This is a genomic window from Citrobacter sp. RHBSTW-00671, assembly GCF_014103415.1.
GTDB lineage: Bacteria > Pseudomonadota > Gammaproteobacteria > Enterobacterales > Enterobacteriaceae > Citrobacter.
This window is the reverse complement of record NZ_JABXPR010000001.1, coordinates 597,065-616,234: the sequence shown is the minus strand read 5'-3', so window position 1 is coordinate 616,234 and position 19,170 is coordinate 597,065. Positions and strand designations below refer to the sequence as shown.

The window sequence follows — 19,170 nt, the reverse complement described above, 5'->3', positions numbered from 1 at the left end:
ATCTCCGGCGCTGTAACAGGTCTCATTAATATGGGGACGGCCAGAAAACAAAAAACCCCGCCGAGGCAGGGTTTTTCTTTACATCAAAACGAGAATTATTTGATTTTCGCTTCTTTGTACAGAACGTGCTGACGGACAACTGGATCGAATTTTTTCAGTTCCAGTTTTTCCGGTTTAGTACGTTTGTTCTTCGTGGTGGTGTAGAAGTGACCTGTACCAGCAGAAGAAACCAGCTTGATTTTCTCACGAATACCTTTAGCCATGATTTATTTCCTCGTTAAGTACTTAGTACTTTTCGCCACGGGCACGCAGTTCGGACAGAACTGTTTCGATGCCTTTCTTATCAATTACACGCATACCTTTAGCAGATACACGCAGGGTGACAAAACGCTTCTCGCTCTCAACCCAAAAACGGTGAGAGTGCAGGTTAGGCAGGAAACGGCGTTTAGTCGCGTTCAGTGCGTGGGAACGGTTGTTACCGGTCACCGGACGCTTGCCAGTAACTTGGCAGACTCGGGACATGTCTATTCTCCAAAAATCAAATTAGCTCGAGCTTCGTATGGGGTATCGGCGCCTCGTCAGGCTTTACAGCCCGGTCATCGCATAGTTCTAAGTGAACTCTCGATTGCCAGGCCCAAATGCCAAACCCGAGATTCTCAAAGGTGGCGTAGTATACGCTGACCCGGCGTTATGCTCAAGTCCCGAACAGACAAAGATCCCGATGGATCGCGTAAAGTGCGTTAAATCCAACCGCGTTCCGCAAAAGAAACGTACTCTCCGCGCCCAATGACCAGATGATCAAGCACCCGGATATCCATGAACTGACAGCATTTCACAACACGCTCGGTGATGAGTTTATCTGCTTTACTCGGCTCTGCACAACCCGAAGGGTGATTATGTGCAAGGATCACCGCTGACGCATTCATTTTTATCGCTTCACGGACAATTTCTCGCGGATGCACCTCAACATGGCTAAGCGTGCCGGAAAAAAGTTTGCTGTGTTTAATCACGCGATGTTGAGAATCCATAAAGATCACCAGAAAGATCTCGCGTTCCTCTTGCGCGAGCTGGCTTTGCAGAAATTCTCGCGCCATTTCCGGGCTAAGTAACGCGCGCTCCTCCATCACTCGCACGTTATGGTAGCGCCTTGCCAGTTCGGCAATCCCTTTAAGCTGTGCATACTTCGCAAGGCCAATGCCGTGAACGTGGCTAAACGCCATATAGTCTGCTGATAACAGGCCATACAGCGAACCAAAATGCTGAATCAATTCTTTTGCCAGCGTCAGCACATCTTTACTCAGAATCCCGGTGCGTAAAAAAAGCGCCAGCAGCTCAACATCGCTAAGTGAACCAGCCCCCTGCGCTAACAGTTTTTCCCGGGGCATCATACGTCCTGTATTTTCCATGCTTCCCCCTCCTTTCGCGTCCGCATAGTGGCATAACGCCTGTCGCGAATCGACGCTCTGTTATCGCTTCTTCGTAGCGGCTCGCAAACTGAAGCGCGGGCAAAAGCACGACTCATTGCGGATTGTGATAAAATATCCGCCTTCTGGTGAAACCCAACAGGAAAGATCATGATGAGCCTGGCCGGTAAAAAAATCGTACTTGGCGTCAGTGGCGGCATAGCTGCCTACAAAACCCCTGAACTGGTGCGTCGTTTACGGGAACGCGGCGCTGACGTCCGCGTGGCGATGACCGAAGCGGCAAAAGCGTTTATTACTCCCCTGAGCTTACAAGCGGTTTCGGGTTATCCCGTTTCCGACAGCCTGCTTGACCCCGCAGCCGAAGCCGCAATGGGTCATATTGAACTGGGTAAATGGGCCGATTTGGTTATTCTGGCCCCCGCCACGGCAGATCTGATTGCTCGCGTCGCAGCAGGTATGGCCAACGATCTGGTTTCAACAATCTGTCTGGCGACTCCTGCTCCTGTTGCAGTACTGCCGGCCATGAACCAGCAAATGTACCGCGCCGCCGCCACTCAACATAATCTTGACGTCCTCGCCTCCCGCGGTTTGCTTATCTGGGGACCCGACAGTGGTAGTCAGGCATGTGGCGATATCGGGCCTGGCCGTATGCTGGATCCCTTAACAATTGTGGATATAGCGGCAGAACATTTTTCGTCTGTAAACGATCTGCAACATCTCAATATCATGATTACGGCGGGCCCGACGCGTGAACCGCTGGATCCCGTGCGTTACATTTCCAATCACAGCTCCGGGAAAATGGGATTTGCTATCGCCGCCGCTGCCGCAAAACGCGGGGCAAACGTCACGCTAGTGTCGGGTCCTGTTTCGTTACCCACACCGCCATTTGTGCAGCGCATTGATGTAATGACCGCGCTGGAAATGGAAGCAGCCGTGCAATCTTCAGTGCAGCAGCAGCATATTTTTATTGGCTGCGCCGCAGTTGCTGATTATCGCGCGGAGACCGTCGCCCACGAAAAAATCAAAAAGCAGGCGACGCAGGGCGATGAATTAACAGTAAAAATGATCAAGAACCCGGATATTATTGCCGGCGTTGCCGCACTGGATGCTAACCGTCCTTTTGTCGTTGGGTTTGCCGCCGAAACAAATAATGTGGAAGAATATGCCCGGCAAAAACGCCTCCGCAAAAACCTTGATGTGATCTGCGCGAACGATGTTTCGCTTTCTACTCAAGGATTTAACAGCGACAGCAACGCATTACACCTTTTTTGGCAGGATGGAGATAAAGTCTTACCGCTTGAGCGCAAAGAACTCCTGGGCCAATTATTACTCGACGAGATCGTGACCCGTTATGATGAAAAAAATCGACGTTAAAATTCTGGACCCGCGCGTAGGGAAACAATTTCCGCTCCCGACGTACGCCACCTCTGGTTCTGCCGGACTTGACCTGCGTGCCTGTCTTGATGACGCCGTAGAATTAGCGCCTGGCGCAACGACGCTGGTGCCAACCGGGTTAGCCATCCATATCGCCGATCCCTCACTGGCCGCGGTGATGTTGCCACGCTCTGGTCTGGGTCATAAGCACGGTATCGTATTGGGTAACCTGGTCGGTTTGATTGATTCCGACTATCAGGGTCAGCTGATGGTATCCATCTGGAACCGTGGCCAGGATAGCTTCACCATTGAACCTGGTGAACGTATTGCACAGATGGTCTTTGTACCGGTTGTGCAGGCTGAATTTAATCTGGTGGAAGAGTTTGAAGCCACCGATCGTGGCGAAGGCGGCTTCGGCCATTCCGGGCGCAAGTAACCCGTAAAGAAGCATCCCGCAGCGTAATAACGCAATAACATACCGCAAACAGTCGTTTGCGGTCGCTGTGTGGATGCCTGCCTGGCAAGTGCTTATTTTCAGGGGTATTTTGTAACATGGTAGAAAAGCAAACTGCGAAAAGGAATCGTCGCGAAGAAATACTTCAGTCTCTGGCGCTGATGCTGGAATCCAGTGATGGAAGCCAGCGCATCACGACAGCAAAACTGGCAGCCTCTGTGGGCGTTTCCGAAGCGGCATTGTATCGCCATTTTCCCAGCAAGACCCGCATGTTCGATAGCCTGATTGAGTTTATCGAAGATAGTCTGATTACCCGTATCAATCTGATCTTAAAAGATGAAAAGGACACCAACGCACGTCTGCGCCTGATCGTTCTGCTGATTTTAGGGTTCGGTGAACGTAACCCCGGTCTGACGCGCATTCTGACCGGGCATGCGCTCATGTTTGAACAGGATCGTCTGCAAGGCCGTATTAACCAGCTTTTTGAACGCATTGAGGCACAGTTGCGCCAGGTTCTGCGAGAAAAAAGAATGCGTGAAGGCGAAGGTTACACCGTAGATGAAACGCTGCTGGCCAGTCAGTTACTGGCTTTCTGTGAAGGTATGTTATCTCGTTTCGTGCGCAGCGAATTTAAATACCGTCCAACGGATGACTTTGACACCCGCTGGCCGTTAGTTGCCGCACAGTTGCAGTAACGACTTCGTTTTGTCCGGCCTACGTAAACCGTAGGCCCGGTAAGTGCGTAGGCCGGATAAGCGCAACGCCATCCGGCAGTTCTTATACGCCGAACTCTTCGCGATATGCTCGCACGGCTGCCAGATGCTCTGCCATTTCAGGCTTCTCTTCCAGATAGGCAATCAAGTCTTTCAGGGTAACAATAGAAATCACCTTGCAACCATAGTCTCGCTCTACTTCCTGGATAGCTGAAATCTCGCCACGTCCACGTTCCTGACGATCGAGAGAAATCAATACGCCAGCAAGCCGTGCGCCATTCGCCTGGATAATCTCCATTGACTCACGAATCGCTGTCCCGGCGGTGATCACATCATCAACCAACATCACACGACCTTGTAGCGCACTCCCTACCAGGTTACCGCCTTCGCCGTGGGTCTTCGCCTCTTTACGGTTAAAGCAGTACGGTAAATCTTTGTCATGATGCTCCGCCAGTGCAACAGCTGTTGTGGTAGCGATAGGAATACCTTTGTACGCCGGGCCAAACAGCAGATCAAAATCAATACCGGAATCCACCAGCGCCTCGGCATAAAAACGGCCTAGCAGTGCCAGATCGCGCCCGGTATTAAACAGCCCGGCGTTGAAGAAATAGGGGCTTTTGCGCCCGGATTTCAGCGTAAATTCGCCAAACTTTAGTACCTGCTTGCTAAGCGCAAACTCAATAAACTGGCGCTGATACGGTTTCATGGATTCGCTCCTCATCTCACTTTATTACAGACAAAAAAAAGGCGACTAATCAGTCGCCTTTAAAATCAATTTTCTAACGCCGCCTTCTGCGTCGCTACAATGGACTCGATTCCCCCTCGGGCCAATGCCAGCAGGGTGAGTAGCTCTTCGTGGCTGAAGGGCTCGCCTTCTGCCGTACCTTGCACCTCAATAATGCGACCGTCTTCGGTCATCACTACGTTCATGTCGGTCTCTGCGGCAGAATCTTCAACGTATTCCAGGTCGCAGAGTGCTTCGCCATTCACAATACCTACGGAGACCGCCGCGACCATCCCTTTCATTGGGTTGGTTTTCAGCTTACCGCTTGCTACCAGTTTGTTCAGCGCGTCAGCCAAAGCGACACAAGCACCGGTAATGGATGCGGTACGCGTACCACCATCAGCCTGGATAACATCGCAGTCCAGCGTAATGGTGAACTCGCCAAGGGTTTTCAGGTCAACTGCGGCACGCAGCGCACGCGCAATAAGACGCTGAATCTCCATGGTGCGGCCACCCTGCTTACCTTTCGCCGCTTCGCGCGCGTTACGGGTATGCGTGGCACGCGGCAGCATGCCATATTCTGCGGTGATCCATCCCTGGCCCTGGCCTTTCAGGAAACGCGGAACACCTTCATCAATAGACGCGGTGCACAACACTTTGGTATCACCAAATTCGACCAGCACGGAGCCTTCAGCGTGTTTTGTATAATTACGGGTCAGGGTGACGGGACGCACCTGATTGGCACTACGACCTGCTGGACGCATGATAAAATCTCCGGCTTGAAACGAATGTGGCTGCGCATTATACGGACTTCCGACGGTTATTCCTATCCTGACAAGACGTGGATGGCTATAATCCTCTCATCTCATCGTCAAAAACAGGAACGTCTATGATCCGCAGCATGACCGCCTACGCCCGGCGTGAAATCAAGGGTGAATGGGGTAGCGCTACCTGGGAAATGCGCTCGGTAAACCAGCGTTATCTGGAAACCTATTTTCGTCTGCCGGAGCAGTTCCGTAGTCTTGAACCTGTTGTGCGTGAGCGCATCCGCACACGTCTGACACGCGGTAAAATCGAATGCACGCTGCGTTTTGAACCTGATGCCAGCGCACAAGGCGAGCTTATTCTGAATGAAAAGCTCGCTAAACAGCTCGTTAGCGCTGCTAACTGGGTCAAGATGCAGAGCGATGAAGGCGAAATTAATCCGGTCGATATCCTGCGCTGGCCGGGTGTAATGGCCGCTCAGGAGCAAGACCTGGATGCTATTGCCGCTGAAATCCTCGCCACGCTTGACGGTACACTGGATGATTTCATTGTCGCACGTGAAACTGAAGGTCAGGCGCTGAAGGCGCTGATCGAGCAACGCCTGGAAGGCGTCAGCGCTGAAGTGGCGAAGGTACGTGCGCATATGCCGGAGATTCTGCAATGGCAGCGTGAGCGTCTGGTCGCCAAACTGGAAGACGCGCAGGTGCAACTGGAAAATAACCGTCTTGAGCAAGAATTGGTGCTGATGGCGCAGCGCATCGATGTGGCAGAAGAGTTAGATCGTCTGGAAGCCCACGTCAAAGAAACCTACAACATTCTGAAGAAAAAAGAGGCCGTTGGCCGTCGTCTGGACTTCATGATGCAGGAATTCAACCGTGAGTCGAACACTCTGGCATCCAAGTCCATCAATGCCGAGGTGACGAATTCTGCGATTGAGCTGAAGGTATTGATCGAGCAAATGCGCGAGCAGATTCAGAATATCGAGTAATTTTGCGTACCATGCCTATGCTATCGTAAAGCACAGGATAGCCTGCTAAATGCGGGCTATCCCTACCGTCAATAAGTGCTGATTGATATAAAATTGGAGTAATTATTTATCTGGCATATATTTGTCGTTATAAAGACTCTTCAGAATATCAACCCGAACAGCTTTGCTGCTGTTCATCTTCACTACTGTCAGTACTTCATCAGACCCCCTGAGGCGCCAGCATTCTGCCTCTATATCGCATTTTTCCTGTTTTTCATAGCCCACCATTGAGAGATATTCACTAATCTTCCCCGTATCCCTGGTATCATGGAACGTCACACTCCATACATCAGCCTTAGGGCCAGAAATAAGAGCCGCATATAACTATTACCATCAGAACTATTATGGCTGCCTGTTTCATATGTTTCCCTTTTTTACCAGTTAACGACCGTTCCATCTCTGGAAACTATTTTAACGTTACCAGACCTAAAATCGCTGTAAGGTATCACTGTTCTCATGAATGAGGGTAAAACACCTTTTACAGGAAGAGCTAAAGCTGATTTCATCGGATCGGGAAATAAAATCGGTTGGAATGAGGTGTTTTTAAAAGAGCCGATTGGACCATAATAATCCCAACGTCTGAGGGCTTCATCTTTGCTGACGGGCTGCAATAGCGGGAATGGGTTACTATATGAGACTACGCGGTAGAACCCCAGCAAATCGGATACTAAATCCTCACCACTGAAACCGCTGTCGGTGTAAAGATAAAAGGGGAAATTTGACTGTAAACCTTCAAAACGATGAGCTAATGCTCACCCTGGTGTATATCCGAGAGTAACTTTCTGACATCATCTCCTCGAGCATGTCCCATATCTATCCAGCCCAAAACTTCGGTGTAGATTATCTCACTTCTTAAAATTCCAGCCTCTCTGCCATCCTGAATTTCTTCTCTTACGCTCATGTCTATCACTCCGACTGACTAAATGCTGAAGATTTTGCTGTAAATGCCCCTACACACATAGAAGCGATAGCTGAGGGGACCATTTTTCAGAATAGAGGCCGCTGAATATCAGAGTTTACTCATGATGACTTCCCTAATGGCTTCTGGCGTGTCAACTTGTTCTATGGTCGGGGAGTGATAGCTTGATGAAATATCATACGTAGCCCGCCAGTAAACGGCGGCGCTACGTGTTTTTTTCGATGAGCATGTTTATAACCTCTCACTACGCATTATATTTTCTCATCATTTATCAGTATCGCCAATATCATGAAGCGCATGCCATATGGCATTTTCATCAAATCAGCATTAGCTGTAGTTATTAAAATCGTTTCACCTTAGAAAATCTCAATCGTGACAGTGCGCACAAATCGTTAACCTTAGCCCCCAGCAAATCAGGGGGAAGACATGCTGTTACACGTTTTATATTTAATTGGTATCACAGCTGAAGCCATGACGGGGGCGCTTGCGGCAGGTCGTCGTCGTATGGATACATTTGGCGTCATTATTATTGCCACTGCGACCGCCATTGGCGGTGGTTCGGTACGCGACATTCTTCTCGGCCACTATCCGCTTGGCTGGGTAAAGCATCCTGAATACGTCATTATCGTGGCAGCCGCTGCGGTACTGACAACGATTATTGCTCCCGTGATGCCCTACCTGCGTAAAATATTCCTCGTACTGGATGCGCTGGGCCTGGTGGTCTTCTCTATTATTGGCGCACAGGTGGCGCTGGATATGGGTCACGGGCCGATTATCGCCGTGGTCGCTGCGGTTACCACCGGCGTCTTCGGTGGCGTGTTACGCGACATGTTCTGCAAACGCATCCCGCTCGTATTTCAGAAAGAACTTTATGCCGGCGTGTCATTTGCCGCTGCCGTGCTGTACATCGTGCTGCAACATTATGTCTCCAGCCACGATGTGGTGGTGATATCTACCCTACTGTTCGGCTTTACAGCACGTTTACTGGCACTGCGCCTGAAGTTGGGACTACCGGTATTTTATTATCGCCATGAAGGCCATTAAGGCATAAAACCCGCGATACGCTGAGCAGCTAACCAGTTGCTCAGCGCAGTGATTTCTCGATCCTCCAGCCACTGAATAACCCGTCGTGTCCTCTGCCCCCCCATGGAAGGAAGCTGCCGCCAGCTTTGTTCATCGCGGTCCTGCAATTGTTGCCACGAATCATCCCGACTGGCATTCAGCGTTGCCTGTGTTAACGGTATTCCCATGGCGATAACCCAGCGCGTGAACGGGAGATGGCGCGACAGATTAAACTGATGCCATATCTTCTCCCCTTTGCTCACGCCTAATGTGGACTGGATCTGCTCCTGAGTTAATCCGAGCCAGGAAAAGATATGCTCAAAACGATACGCCTGATGCAGTTCCCGCCACCCCGCTTCGCCAATACCTTCTAATTCCAGCACCTCTTTTGCGCCCAGCCAAACCAGTCTGGCAATAAACTGCTCGTAACACCCCGGCGTGGCATAAAAACAGGTCATTGAATTGAAGCGACCCTCAGGCGGCTTTGGCTTAGTGCGTTGAGTGCTACGCCAGACCACTTCGTCGATTCGGGGGATCCCCTGACCTGCCAGACTTATCAGAATATGATCTCCAGGTGCGATATCCCATTCATTCCAGCGACGTACAGAGCCAATATTGACGCGTTGCACTCGTTTATCGTCCAGCATGATGGGCTCCAACATAGCAACAACGGCAATTTTCCCACTTTTACCAACTGAAAACTGAATATCTGTAACCTCTGATACCTGAGCCACCGGGGGATATTTCCACGCAGCCAGCCAGTCGCCCTGCCCGGGTACCCAGTATCGCGCCTGCGGTTCTTTCCCCGATCGCACCACGACACCATCCGTCACAAAAGGGAGCGCCGAAGTCCACCACCTGACGCGGGTATGTTCTACATCGTCCGCATTCTTCACAGCCTGAGTATAGCGCTGTGCAAAACTGAACCCGGCAGCGGTGAGTTGCTCCAGCCTTTCCGACATGACCGCCGGACCATCAGGCCAGGCCCAGATAAATATGTTCAGAGAGCGTAATAACTCCGGCGTGTGCTGCCGCATCATCATTCCGGCAACCTTAGAACGGGCATTTATACCGCCTTTCTTTTGCTGGATATGCCCATCCTGCTGCAAAAAAATCTCCCCCTGCAGCGTGCTGTTAGCAAGCAGTCCTCTGACGGTCCGCGGTATTGAAGGCATCTGGAGAACCTTTTGCGTCCAGTCCTCACCTTTGAGGCCGTTACCACGGCTAATCGCCTTAATCAGATTGCCATCCCGATAAACCAGCGTTACCGCAACACCGTCTACCTTTGGTTGCACCCAGAGATCGCTACGCGTCTGCATCCATTGCTGCACCGCTTGCTTATCCGCCAGCTTACGAACCCCCGTATGAGGAACAGGGTGCAATATTGAGCCGCTTATCGGTGGCGCAGACAGGTCTGTCTGTGAATCACCTCCGAAACAGCGCTGCCATTGGCGTAGTTGCGCATTCAACTGATCATAAATACCGTCATCTACGACACTCACACCCTGCTGCCAATAACTATCATTCCATTGCGTTATCTGCTGTTGTAGTCGCGACATTTCCTCGTTTGCCCGATCCGCAGACCAGGCGGGACACGCGGCCCCAGCCCGCAAATGGCAGAACAGCAACGCCAGCACAATGCTTTTCCATAACCCCATACCGCCTCCGCCTGAAAATGCGTTTCCCGGCAGGTATAGCGCAAAGCCTCATCGAAACAGAGCGGCAAAAATTCATCATGCGAACAGCTTTCCTGGCATTTTCACTTTTTGCAGCAAACCTCCAGTAAAACAGGAAACTGGTACGCAAAACGCAATAAACATGCGCAAAAAGTGTGACAAGGGCTACGTCACATAGCGGCTACGTGTATAATAAGCCCGTATGTAGGCTCTCTTTCGACAATCACATACATTAAGATACTCATGGCTCAAGGCACGCTTTATATTGTTTCTGCCCCCAGTGGCGCGGGTAAATCCAGCCTGATTCAGGCTTTATTAAAGACCCAACCGTTGTATGACACCCAGGTTTCTGTTTCACACACCACGCGCGCACCGCGCCCGGGGGAAGTGCATGGTGAACACTATTTCTTTGTGAACCATGACGAATTCAGAACCATGATTGGCAGAGATGCGTTCCTGGAACACGCTGAGGTATTCGGCAATTATTACGGCACTTCGCGTGAGACGATTGAGCAAGTATTAGCATCCGGCGTAGATGTCTTTTTAGATATCGACTGGCAAGGTGCACAGCAAATTCGTGAAAAAATGCCGCATGCACGCAGCATTTTTATTTTGCCACCTTCTAAGATTGAACTGGACCGCCGTCTCCGCGGCCGCGGGCAGGATAGCGAAGAAGTGATCGCAAAACGTATGGCGCAAGCTGTTGCAGAAATGAGCCATTACGCCGAATATGATTATCTTATTGTGAATGATGATTTCGATACCGCCCTGGGCGATTTGAAAACCATCATTCGCGCCGAACGTCTGCGCATGAGCCGCCAAAAGCAGCGTCATGACGCTTTAATCAGCAAACTGTTGGCAGACTGAACCCACATTCAGTATCATGCCCAGTCATTTCTTCACCTGTGGAGCATTTTAAGTATGGCACGCGTAACTGTTCAGGACGCTGTAGAGAAAATTGGTAACCGTTTTGACCTGGTACTGGTCGCCGCGCGTCGCGCTCGTCAGATGCAGGTAGGCGGAAAGGATCCGCTCGTACCGGAAGAAAACGATAAAACTACCGTTATCGCGCTGCGCGAAATCGAAGAAGGTCTGATCAACAACCAGATCCTCGACGTACGTGAGCGCCAGGAACAGCAAGAGCAGGAAGCCGCTGAATTACAAGCCGTTACCGCTATTGCTGAAGGTCGTCGTTAATCACAAAGCGGGTCGCCCTTGTATCTGTTTGAAAGCCTGAATCAACTGATTCAAAACTACCTGCCGGAAGACCAGATTAAGCGTCTTCGGCAGGCGTATCTCGTTGCACGTGACGCTCACGAGGGCCAAACACGTTCAAGCGGTGAACCCTATATCACGCACCCGGTAGCGGTAGCCTGCATTCTGGCCGAGATGAAACTCGACTATGAAACGCTAATGGCTGCGCTGCTGCATGACGTGATTGAAGATACCCCTGCCACCTACCAGGATATGGAACAGCTTTTTGGTAAAAGCGTTGCTGAACTGGTAGAAGGGGTATCAAAGCTTGATAAGCTTAAGTTTCGCGATAAGAAAGAGGCGCAGGCCGAAAACTTTCGCAAGATGATTATGGCGATGGTGCAGGATATCCGCGTCATTCTCATCAAACTTGCCGACCGAACCCACAACATGCGCACGCTGGGCTCATTACGCCCGGATAAGCGTCGCCGCATCGCTCGTGAAACCCTCGAAATCTACAGTCCGCTGGCACACCGTTTAGGTATCCACCACATTAAAACCGAGCTGGAAGAGTTGGGTTTTGAAGCGCTGTACCCAAACCGCTATCGCGTGATTAAAGAAGTGGTTAAAGCCGCTCGCGGCAACCGCAAAGAGATGATCCAAAAAATCCTCTCGGAAATCGAAGGGCGTTTGCAAGAGGCAGGCATTCCGTGTCGCGTAAGCGGGCGTGAGAAGCATCTGTACTCGATTTACTGCAAAATGGTGCTCAAAGAGCAGCGTTTTCACTCGATCATGGATATCTACGCATTTCGCGTCATCGTTCATGATTCCGATACCTGCTATCGCGTACTCGGCCAGATGCACAGCCTGTACAAACCACGTCCTGGTCGCGTGAAAGACTATATCGCCATTCCGAAAGCGAACGGATATCAGTCTTTGCACACCTCAATGATCGGCCCTCATGGCGTCCCGGTTGAAGTACAGATTCGTACTGAAGACATGGACCAGATGGCGGAGATGGGTGTTGCAGCGCACTGGGCTTACAAAGAGCACGGCGGCGAAAGCAGCACCACTGCGCAAATCCGCGCTCAGCGCTGGATGCAAAGTCTGCTGGAACTGCAGCAGAGCGCCGGTAGCTCGTTTGAATTTATTGAAAGCGTCAAATCTGATCTCTTCCCGGATGAGATTTATGTTTTCACACCGGAAGGGCGAATTGTCGAATTGCCTGCCGGTGCAACACCTGTCGACTTCGCCTATGCTGTGCATACCGATATCGGTCACGCCTGCGTTGGCGCCCGCGTTGACAGACAGCCTTACCCGCTTTCACAACCGCTCTTTAGCGGCCAGACCGTTGAGATTATTACCGCGCCGGGCGCACGTCCGAACGCAGCGTGGCTCAACTTCGTCGTCAGTTCGAAAGCGCGCGCCAAGATTCGCCAACTGTTGAAAAACCTCAAGCGCGATGATTCCGTCAGTCTGGGGCGTCGACTGCTCAACCATGCCCTGGGCGGTAGCCGTAAACTGGCTGAGATCCCTCCAGAGAGCATCCAGCGCGAGCTTGAGCGCATGAAGCTCGCCACGCTTGACGATCTGCTCGCGGAAATCGGTCTGGGTAACGCCATGAGCGTGGTGGTAGCGAAAAACCTCCAGCAGGGCGAAGCAACAGCGAACGTACCAGCACAATCTGGTCACGGTCATCTGCCGATCAAAGGTGCAGACGGTGTGCTGATTACCTTCGCGAAATGCTGTCGCCCAATTCCAGGCGATCCAATCATTGCCCACGTCAGTCCGGGTAAAGGTCTGGTGATCCACCATGAGTCCTGCCGTAATATTCGTGGCTACCAGAAAGAGCCAGAGAAGTTTATGGCAGTGGAATGGGATAAAGAAACAGAGCAGGAATTCATCACCGAGATTAAGGTGGATATGTTTAACCACCAGGGTGCTCTGGCGAACCTGACGGCGGCAATCAACACGACCACCTCCAATATTCAGAGTCTGAATACGGAAGAGAAAGATGGCCGCGTGTATAGTGCCTTTATTCGCCTGACAGCACGAGATCGTGTGCACCTGGCGAATATCATGCGCAAAATCCGCGTCATGCCGGACGTGATAAAAGTCACCCGTAACCGAAACTAGTCTTATGAATGAACAGCGCTATGCACGTATCCGCGAGATGCTCGCACGTCGTCAGCCCGATCTGACCGTCTGCATGGAGCAGGTTCACAAACCTCATAACGTTTCTGCGATTATTCGTACTGCAGATGCGGTCGGCGTGCACGAAGTCCACGCCGTCTGGCCGGGTAGCCGCATGCGCACTATGCTCTCTTCTGCCGCAGGCAGTAACAGTTGGGTGCAAGTCAAGACCCACCCGACTATTGGCGATGCTGTCACACATTTAAAAAGCCAGGGTATGCAGGTTCTGGCAACCCATCTGTCAGATAACGCCGTGGATTTTCGCGAGATTGATTACACACGCCCCACCTGCATCCTGATGGGCCAGGAGAAAACCGGCATCACTCAGGAAGCGTTGGATCTGGCTGATCAGGACATCATCATTCCCATGACTGGCATGGTGCAGTCGCTGAACGTTTCTGTCGCCTCCGCGCTGATTCTGTACGAAGCACAGCGCCAGCGGCAAAACGCGGGGATGTACCGACGAGAAAACAGCATGCTGCCACAAGATGAGCAGCAGCGTTTACTGTTTGAAGGCGGTTATCCGGTGCTGGCGAATGTCGCTAAGCGCAAAGGTCTTCCCTACCCTCACGTAAACACGCAGGGCGAAATTGAAGCCGATGCAACGTGGTGGGCCACTATGCAATCTGCGAGATAAACGCGATGAAAGGCCGTTTACTGGATGCCATCCCACTCAACTCTCTGACCGGCGTTGGCGCAGCGCAAAGCAGTAAACTGGCGAAAATTGGCCTGCACACCGTGCAGGACCTCCTGCTCCACCTCCCTCTGCGCTACGAAGATCGTACTCATCTTTACCCAATTGGCGAACTGCTGCCAGGTGTCTATGCCACCGTTGAAGGCGAAGTGCTGAACTGCAATATCACCTTCGGTGGCCGCCGGATGATGACCTGCCAGATAAGCGATGGCTCGGGTATTCTGACGATGCGCTTCTTCAATTTCAGCGCCGCGATGAAAAATAGCCTCGCGACCGGAAGACGGGTGCTGGCCTATGGCGAAGCTAAACGTGGGAAATATGGCGCCGAGATGATCCATCCGGAATATCGCGTACAGGGCGATCTCAGCACGCCGGAACTCCAGGAAACGCTCACGCCGGTTTACCCGACAACCGAAGGTGTGAAGCAGGCCACGCTGCGCAAGCTGACCGATCAGGCACTGGATTTGCTTGATACCTGCGCCATTGCCGAACTGCTACCACCGGAATTACTACAAGGGATGATGAGCCTGCCAGAAGCTCTGCGCACGCTGCACCGTCCACCGCCGTCACTCCAGCTAAGCGATCTGGAAACCGGACAACATCCGGCACAGCGACGTTTGATTCTGGAAGAACTGCTGGCCCACAACCTCAGCATGTTGGCGTTACGCGCCGGAGCCCAGCGTTTTCACGCCCAGCCGCTGAGCGCGAACGATACGCTGAAAAATAAGCTACTGGCAGCCCTCCCCTTTAAGCCAACCGGCGCGCAGGCGCGGGTAACCGCCGAGATTGAACGCGACATGGCGCTGGATGTCCCGATGATGCGACTGGTACAGGGTGATGTTGGTTCCGGAAAAACGCTGGTTGCGGCACTTGCTGCTCTACGGGCAATTGCACATGGCAAGCAAGTTGCGCTGATGGCCCCCACCGAACTCCTGGCTGAGCAGCACGCAAATAACTTCCGCAACTGGTTTGCACCGCTGGGAGTTGAAGTGGGCTGGCTGGCCGGCAAGCAAAAGGGTAAAGCACGTCAGGCACAGCAGGAAGCTATTGCCAGCGGCCAGGTACAGATGATTGTCGGCACTCACGCTATTTTCCAGGAACAGGTTCAGTTCAATGGTCTGGCTCTGGTTATCATCGACGAACAACACCGCTTCGGCGTGCATCAACGCCTGGCACTATGGGAAAAAGGTCAGCAGCAGGGTTTCCACCCGCATCAATTGATCATGACCGCCACGCCAATCCCACGCACGCTGGCGATGACCGCCTATGCCGATCTCGACACGTCAGTGATTGATGAACTGCCTCCGGGACGTACACCGGTCACCACCGTCGCGATTCCGGATACCCGCCGCAGCGACATCATTGACCGTGTGCGTAACGCCTGCACGCACGAAGGACGTCAGGCGTACTGGGTCTGCACGTTGATCGAAGAGTCTGATTTACTGGAGGCCCAGGCAGCAGAGGCCACGTGGGAAGAACTTAAACTCGCTCTGCCGGAGCTTAATATTGGTCTGGTGCACGGGCGCATGAAACCTGCAGAGAAGCTGTCTGTCATGGCTGCGTTTAAACAGGGCGAAATGCATCTGCTGGTCGCCACTACAGTGATTGAAGTTGGCGTAGACGTACCTAACGCCAGCCTGATGATTATTGAAAACCCGGAGCGTCTGGGTTTAGCGCAGTTACACCAGCTGCGCGGCCGCGTCGGTCGCGGTGCAGTCGCTTCTCACTGCGTCCTGCTGTACAAATCACCGCTGTCAAAAACAGCGCAAAAGCGTCTGCAGGTGCTGCGAGACAGCAACGACGGATTCGTTATTGCGCAAAAAGATCTGGAGATCCGCGGCCCCGGTGAGCTGCTGGGTACACGCCAGACCGGAACGGCGGAATTTAAGGTGGCGGATTTACTGCGCGATCAGGCAATTATTCCGGAAGTTCAGCGCATTGCCCGCCATATTCACGAACGTTATCCACAGCAGGCAGTGGCGCTGATAGAGCGCTGGATGCCAGAAACTGAACGCTACTCCAACGCATAACCCTCTTCATCGCGGCGGTTATCACACCGCCGCACGGCCTTTATTGCGCAAAAATCGGCAACAGCAGATACAGCTTAATCACCAGTGCATTGACGATATCGATAAAGAACGCCCCCACCATCGGCACCACCAGAAACGCCATATGTGATGGACCAAAACGTTCGGTAATCGCCTGCATGTTAGCAATCGCTGTCGGCGTTGCGCCAAGGCCAAAGCCACAGTGCCCGGCAGCCAGCACCGCCGCATCGTAGTTCTTACCCATCAGGCGCCAGGTGACAAAAATCGCATACAGCGCCATGAAAACGGTCTGTACGACAAGGATTGCCAACATTGGCAGCGCCAGCGAGGCCAGTTCCCACAGCTTGAGGCTCATTAACGCCATTGCCAGGAACAGCGACAGGCTGACGTTACCAAGTACCGAAACCGCACGCTCAAACACCCGATAAAAGCCCAGTAGCGCCAGACCATTACTCAGGATCACACCGACAAACAGTACGCAGACGAAGGTCGGCAGTTCCAGCACCGTTCCCACCAACATTTGCGCAACGATTTTGCCCACCGTCAGGCAGATAGCAATCAGCGCGATGGTTTCAATCAGCACCAGCGAAGTGATGATGCGCCCAACATCCGGCTTTTCAAACGCAGTCGGTACTGCCTGATCGTCCGGCATACCATCCGGAGTCGTGGAGTGTTTTACCAGATAGCGCGCAACAGGCCCACCGATCAAGCCGCCCAGCACCAGGCCGAACGTTGCGCATGCCATTGCCACTTCAGTTGCATTAGCGAAACCATAGCGTTCAATAAACAGCTTGCTCCACGCCGCTCCAGTTCCGTGCCCACCAGAGAGCGTTATCGAACCGGCAATCAGGCCCATCAGCGGGTCGAGACCCAGCAGGCTCGCCATACCGATACCAATAGCGTTCTGCATTAATAGCAGCCCAACAACCACAATCAGAAAGATGCCCACCACGCGGCCACCCGCGCGCAGGCTGGCAATATTGGCGTTCAGGCCGATAGTTGCGAAGAACGCCAGCATCAGCGGATCGCGCAACGTCATATCAAAATTGACCTCCCAGCCCATGCTTTTTTTCAGCACCAGCAACGCGATCGCCACCAGCAATCCACCTGCTACAGGTTCGGGAATGGTATATTTTTTCAGGAAAGAGACTGACTGGACGAGCTTACGCCCCAGCAGCAACACCAGGGTTGCAGCAACCAGTGTTGATAATGTATCGAGGTAAAACATATACAGCTCCATTAGTGCGCTTTGCAGTTCTGCTACGCACGATTCATTCCAGGTCGATTTTTAGCTCTTAATGAGTTATCGGGGTGGATTTTAAGCAGAAAATGATGAAAAGTTATATAAAAATGTTTGTTTATCCGTTTTAAATATTAAGAATAGTTACTCGCAAACGTTTGCTTTTCTGTCCTGGTCAGATAAAATCACCGCTTTTCCACCATGGGATTGCCTCTGATGTCCGTTAACGCCGTAGAGTCGACAAATGCGCAACCGGTTGCGCAGACTCACAACAGTGAACTGATTTACCGTCTTGAAGATCGCCCCCCGTTAGCCCAGACCCTGTTTGCCGCCTGTCAGCATCTGCTGGCCATGTTCGTCGCGGTGATCACCCCTGCTCTGTTAATTTGCCAGGCGCTTGGTTTACCGGCTCAGGATACTCAACACATTATCAGTATGTCGCTGTTCGCCTCCGGCGTGGCTTCTATCATTCAGATCAAAGCCTGGGGACCGGTAGGTTCAGGGCTGTTATCCATTCAGGGCACCAGCTTTAACTTTGTTGCGCCGCTGATTATGGGCGGTACGGCGCTAAAAACCGGTGGCGCAGATGTCCCAACCATGATGGCGGCGCTGTTCGGTACGCTAATGCTGGCAAGCTGCACCGAGATGGTTATCTCGCGTGTCCTGCACCTGGCGCGTCGTATTATTACTCCGCTGGTCTCAGGGGTAGTAGTGATGATCATCGGCCTGTCGCTGATTCAGGTAGGTCTGACATCGATTGGCGGCGGTTACGCGGCAATGAGCGACAACACCTTTGGCGCACCGAAGAATTTGATGCTAGCTGGTGTCGTGCTGGCGCTGATTATCATTCTTAATCGCCAGCGCAACCCATACCTGCGCGTTGCGTCACTGGTGATTGCCATGGCTGCGGGCTACCTGCTGGCCTGGTTTATGGACATGCTGCCGCAAAATACCGCACCGGTAAGCCAGGACCTGCTGATGGTGCCAACGCCACTGTATTATGGCCTGGGTATCGACTGGAGTTTACTGCTGCCGCTGATGCTGGTCTTTATGATCACTTCACTGGAAACCATCGGCGATATTACGGCTACCTCCGATGTCTCCGAACAGCCGGTTTCTGGTCCGCTGTATATGAAACGCCTGAAAGGCGGCGTGCTGGCGAACGGTCTGAACTCGTTTGTTTCCGCCGTGTTCAACACCTTCCCGAACTCCTGTTTTGGCCAGAACAACGGGGTTATTCAGTTAACGGGCGTTGCCAGCCGCTACGTTGGTTTTGTGGTGGCGCTGATGTTGATCGCGCTGGGCCTGTTCCCGGCAGTCAGCGGTTTTGTACAGCATATTCCTGAGCCGGTACTGGGTGGCGCAACGCTGGTGATGTTCGGTACTATCGCAGCATCCGGCGTGCGTATCGTGTCCCGCGAGCCGCTGAACCGCCGCGCGATTCTGATTATCGCGCTGTCGCTGGCCGTTGGTCTGGGTGTTTCCCAGCAGCCGCTGATTCTCCAGTTCGCCCCGGACTGGGTGAAAAACCTGCTCTCTTCCGGTATCGCCGCCGGCGGTATTACCGCAATCGTTCTGAATCTGGTATTCCCGCCAGAAAAGCAATAAGCAAAATGCGGCGTTGGTTCTGAATCAACGCCGCTGTAACGCTCTTTCACCATTC

The 19,170-nt window shown here is 52.4% G+C and carries 18 protein-coding genes and 1 pseudogene; 11 read left to right on the top strand and 8 right to left on the bottom strand.

Annotated features, from left to right (window positions below; genetic code table 11):
- Positions 1–95: 95 nt before the first annotated feature.
- The 3 genes from rpmG to radC all read right to left on the bottom strand — a co-directional run bounded on the left by rpmG (position 96) and on the right by radC (position 1,406).
- Positions 96–263, bottom strand: a complete 168-nt coding sequence (rpmG, locus tag HV261_RS02955) for a 50S ribosomal protein L33 (protein ID WP_003024094.1) — start codon at positions 261–263, stop codon at positions 96–98.
- 22 nt (positions 264–285) lie between these two features.
- Entirely contained in the window at positions 286–522 is a 237-nt protein-coding gene (gene rpmB / locus HV261_RS02950; protein ID WP_003024071.1) for a 50S ribosomal protein L28, read from the bottom strand.
- 218 nt (positions 523–740) lie between these two features.
- On the bottom strand, positions 741–1,406 hold the full coding sequence (gene radC / locus HV261_RS02945; protein WP_202037399.1) for a RadC family protein: 666 nt from the start codon (positions 1,404–1,406) through the stop codon (positions 741–743).
- 171 nt (positions 1,407–1,577) lie between these two features.
- Between radC and coaBC the strand changes: the two genes are divergently transcribed.
- The 3 genes from coaBC to slmA all read left to right on the top strand — a co-directional run bounded on the left by coaBC (position 1,578) and on the right by slmA (position 3,947).
- The gene (gene coaBC / locus HV261_RS02940; RefSeq protein ID WP_202039650.1) at positions 1,578–2,798 is read left to right on the top strand and encodes a bifunctional phosphopantothenoylcysteine decarboxylase/phosphopantothenate--cysteine ligase CoaBC; all 1,221 of its coding nucleotides are present in this window, start codon (positions 1,578–1,580) and stop codon (positions 2,796–2,798) included.
- On the top strand, positions 2,776–3,234 hold the full coding sequence (dut, locus tag HV261_RS02935; protein ID WP_061066835.1) for a dUTP diphosphatase: 459 nt from the start codon (positions 2,776–2,778) through the stop codon (positions 3,232–3,234). Before coaBC ends, dut begins: the two co-directional genes overlap by 23 nt.
- Positions 3,235–3,350: 116 nt before the next feature.
- On the top strand, positions 3,351–3,947 hold the full coding sequence (gene slmA / locus HV261_RS02930; protein ID WP_003827257.1) for a nucleoid occlusion factor SlmA: 597 nt from the start codon (positions 3,351–3,353) through the stop codon (positions 3,945–3,947).
- 82 nt (positions 3,948–4,029) lie between these two features.
- On the opposite strand, the gene pyrE is transcribed toward slmA, so the two are convergent.
- Positions 4,030–4,671, bottom strand: a complete 642-nt coding sequence (pyrE, locus tag HV261_RS02925; RefSeq protein WP_137382110.1) for an orotate phosphoribosyltransferase — start codon at positions 4,669–4,671, stop codon at positions 4,030–4,032.
- Positions 4,672–4,736: 65 nt separating this feature from the next.
- Positions 4,737–5,453 (bottom strand): ribonuclease PH, encoded by a 717-nt coding sequence (gene rph / locus HV261_RS02920; protein WP_003024054.1) that lies wholly within the window; start codon positions 5,451–5,453, stop codon positions 4,737–4,739.
- Between the two features lie 125 nt (positions 5,454–5,578).
- Here rph and HV261_RS02915 point away from each other — a divergent pair, with 125 nt between their 5' ends.
- On the top strand, positions 5,579–6,442 hold the full coding sequence (locus tag HV261_RS02915) for a YicC/YloC family endoribonuclease (protein ID WP_202037398.1): 864 nt from the start codon (positions 5,579–5,581) through the stop codon (positions 6,440–6,442).
- Positions 6,443–6,855: 413 nt separating this feature from the next.
- On the opposite strand, the pseudogene HV261_RS27595 reads toward HV261_RS02915, so the two are convergent.
- Positions 6,856–7,382: pseudogene (locus HV261_RS27595) on the bottom strand (hypothetical protein).
- 444 nt (positions 7,383–7,826) lie between these two features.
- On the opposite strand from HV261_RS27595, the gene HV261_RS02910 reads away from it, so the two are divergent.
- Positions 7,827–8,444, top strand: coding sequence for a trimeric intracellular cation channel family protein (locus HV261_RS02910; protein WP_038635410.1), 618 nt, complete (start codon positions 7,827–7,829; stop codon positions 8,442–8,444).
- Here HV261_RS02910 and ligB read toward each other — a convergent pair.
- Complete coding sequence (gene ligB / locus HV261_RS02905; protein ID WP_202037397.1) at positions 8,441–10,120, bottom strand: NAD-dependent DNA ligase LigB; 1,680 nt, start codon at positions 10,118–10,120, stop codon at positions 8,441–8,443. The two genes, HV261_RS02910 and ligB, sit on opposite strands and share 4 nt — an antisense overlap.
- 261 nt (positions 10,121–10,381) lie before the next feature.
- Between ligB and gmk the strand changes: the two genes are divergently transcribed.
- The 5 genes from gmk to recG are packed head-to-tail and all read left to right on the top strand — an operon-like array spanning position 10,382 to position 16,249.
- On the top strand, positions 10,382–11,005 hold the full coding sequence (gene gmk / locus HV261_RS02900) for a guanylate kinase (protein ID WP_137382115.1): 624 nt from the start codon (positions 10,382–10,384) through the stop codon (positions 11,003–11,005).
- 54 nt (positions 11,006–11,059) lie between these two features.
- The gene (gene rpoZ / locus HV261_RS02895) at positions 11,060–11,335 is read left to right on the top strand and encodes a DNA-directed RNA polymerase subunit omega (protein ID WP_000135058.1); all 276 of its coding nucleotides are present in this window, start codon (positions 11,060–11,062) and stop codon (positions 11,333–11,335) included.
- An 18-nt stretch (positions 11,336–11,353) separates the two neighbouring features.
- The gene (spoT, locus tag HV261_RS02890; RefSeq protein WP_003024038.1) at positions 11,354–13,468 is read left to right on the top strand and encodes a bifunctional GTP diphosphokinase/guanosine-3',5'-bis pyrophosphate 3'-pyrophosphohydrolase; all 2,115 of its coding nucleotides are present in this window, start codon (positions 11,354–11,356) and stop codon (positions 13,466–13,468) included.
- Between the two features lie 4 nt (positions 13,469–13,472).
- On the top strand, positions 13,473–14,162 hold the full coding sequence (gene trmH / locus HV261_RS02885; RefSeq protein ID WP_202037396.1) for a tRNA (guanosine(18)-2'-O)-methyltransferase TrmH: 690 nt from the start codon (positions 13,473–13,475) through the stop codon (positions 14,160–14,162).
- Positions 14,163–14,167: 5 nt separating this feature from the next.
- Positions 14,168–16,249: an ATP-dependent DNA helicase RecG gene (gene recG, locus HV261_RS02880; RefSeq protein WP_202037395.1), complete on the top strand. Its 2,082-nt coding sequence runs from the start codon at positions 14,168–14,170 to the stop codon at positions 16,247–16,249.
- 40 nt (positions 16,250–16,289) lie between these two features.
- Here recG and gltS read toward each other — a convergent pair whose 3' ends face one another.
- On the bottom strand, positions 16,290–17,495 hold the full coding sequence (gltS, locus tag HV261_RS02875; RefSeq protein ID WP_202037394.1) for a sodium/glutamate symporter: 1,206 nt from the start codon (positions 17,493–17,495) through the stop codon (positions 16,290–16,292).
- 228 nt (positions 17,496–17,723) lie between these two features.
- On the opposite strand from gltS, the gene xanP reads away from it, so the two are divergent.
- Complete coding sequence (gene xanP, locus HV261_RS02870; protein ID WP_202037393.1) at positions 17,724–19,115, top strand: xanthine/proton symporter XanP; 1,392 nt, start codon at positions 17,724–17,726, stop codon at positions 19,113–19,115.
- Positions 19,116–19,170 lie beyond the last annotated feature (55 nt).

What these genes read in the sequence shown, in the direction of transcription:
- xanP (WP_202037393.1), top strand. Translation starts at nt 17,724, where the DNA reads ATGTCCGTTAACGCCGTAGAGTCGACAAATGCGCAACCGGTTGCGCAG.
- slmA (WP_003827257.1), top strand. Translation starts at nt 3,351, where the DNA reads ATGGTAGAAAAGCAAACTGCGAAAAGGAATCGTCGCGAAGAAATACTT.
- gltS (WP_202037394.1), bottom strand. Translation starts at nt 17,495, where the DNA reads ATGTTTTACCTCGATACATTATCAACACTGGTTGCTGCAACCCTGGTG.
- recG (WP_202037395.1), top strand. Translation starts at nt 14,168, where the DNA reads ATGAAAGGCCGTTTACTGGATGCCATCCCACTCAACTCTCTGACCGGC.
- rpmB (WP_003024071.1), bottom strand. Translation starts at nt 522, where the DNA reads ATGTCCCGAGTCTGCCAAGTTACTGGCAAGCGTCCGGTGACCGGTAAC.
- rpoZ (WP_000135058.1), top strand. Translation starts at nt 11,060, where the DNA reads ATGGCACGCGTAACTGTTCAGGACGCTGTAGAGAAAATTGGTAACCGT.
- pyrE (WP_137382110.1), bottom strand. Translation starts at nt 4,671, where the DNA reads ATGAAACCGTATCAGCGCCAGTTTATTGAGTTTGCGCTTAGCAAGCAG.
- rpmG (WP_003024094.1), bottom strand. Translation starts at nt 263, where the DNA reads ATGGCTAAAGGTATTCGTGAGAAAATCAAGCTGGTTTCTTCTGCTGGT.
- HV261_RS02910 (WP_038635410.1), top strand. Translation starts at nt 7,827, where the DNA reads ATGCTGTTACACGTTTTATATTTAATTGGTATCACAGCTGAAGCCATG.
- gmk (WP_137382115.1), top strand. Translation starts at nt 10,382, where the DNA reads ATGGCTCAAGGCACGCTTTATATTGTTTCTGCCCCCAGTGGCGCGGGT.
- coaBC (WP_202039650.1), top strand. Translation starts at nt 1,578, where the DNA reads ATGAGCCTGGCCGGTAAAAAAATCGTACTTGGCGTCAGTGGCGGCATA.
- radC (WP_202037399.1), bottom strand. Translation starts at nt 1,406, where the DNA reads ATGGAAAATACAGGACGTATGATGCCCCGGGAAAAACTGTTAGCGCAG.
- dut (WP_061066835.1), top strand. Translation starts at nt 2,776, where the DNA reads ATGATGAAAAAAATCGACGTTAAAATTCTGGACCCGCGCGTAGGGAAA.
- rph (WP_003024054.1), bottom strand. Translation starts at nt 5,453, where the DNA reads ATGCGTCCAGCAGGTCGTAGTGCCAATCAGGTGCGTCCCGTCACCCTG.
- HV261_RS02915 (WP_202037398.1), top strand. Translation starts at nt 5,579, where the DNA reads ATGATCCGCAGCATGACCGCCTACGCCCGGCGTGAAATCAAGGGTGAA.
- ligB (WP_202037397.1), bottom strand. Translation starts at nt 10,120, where the DNA reads ATGGGGTTATGGAAAAGCATTGTGCTGGCGTTGCTGTTCTGCCATTTG.
- trmH (WP_202037396.1), top strand. Translation starts at nt 13,473, where the DNA reads ATGAATGAACAGCGCTATGCACGTATCCGCGAGATGCTCGCACGTCGT.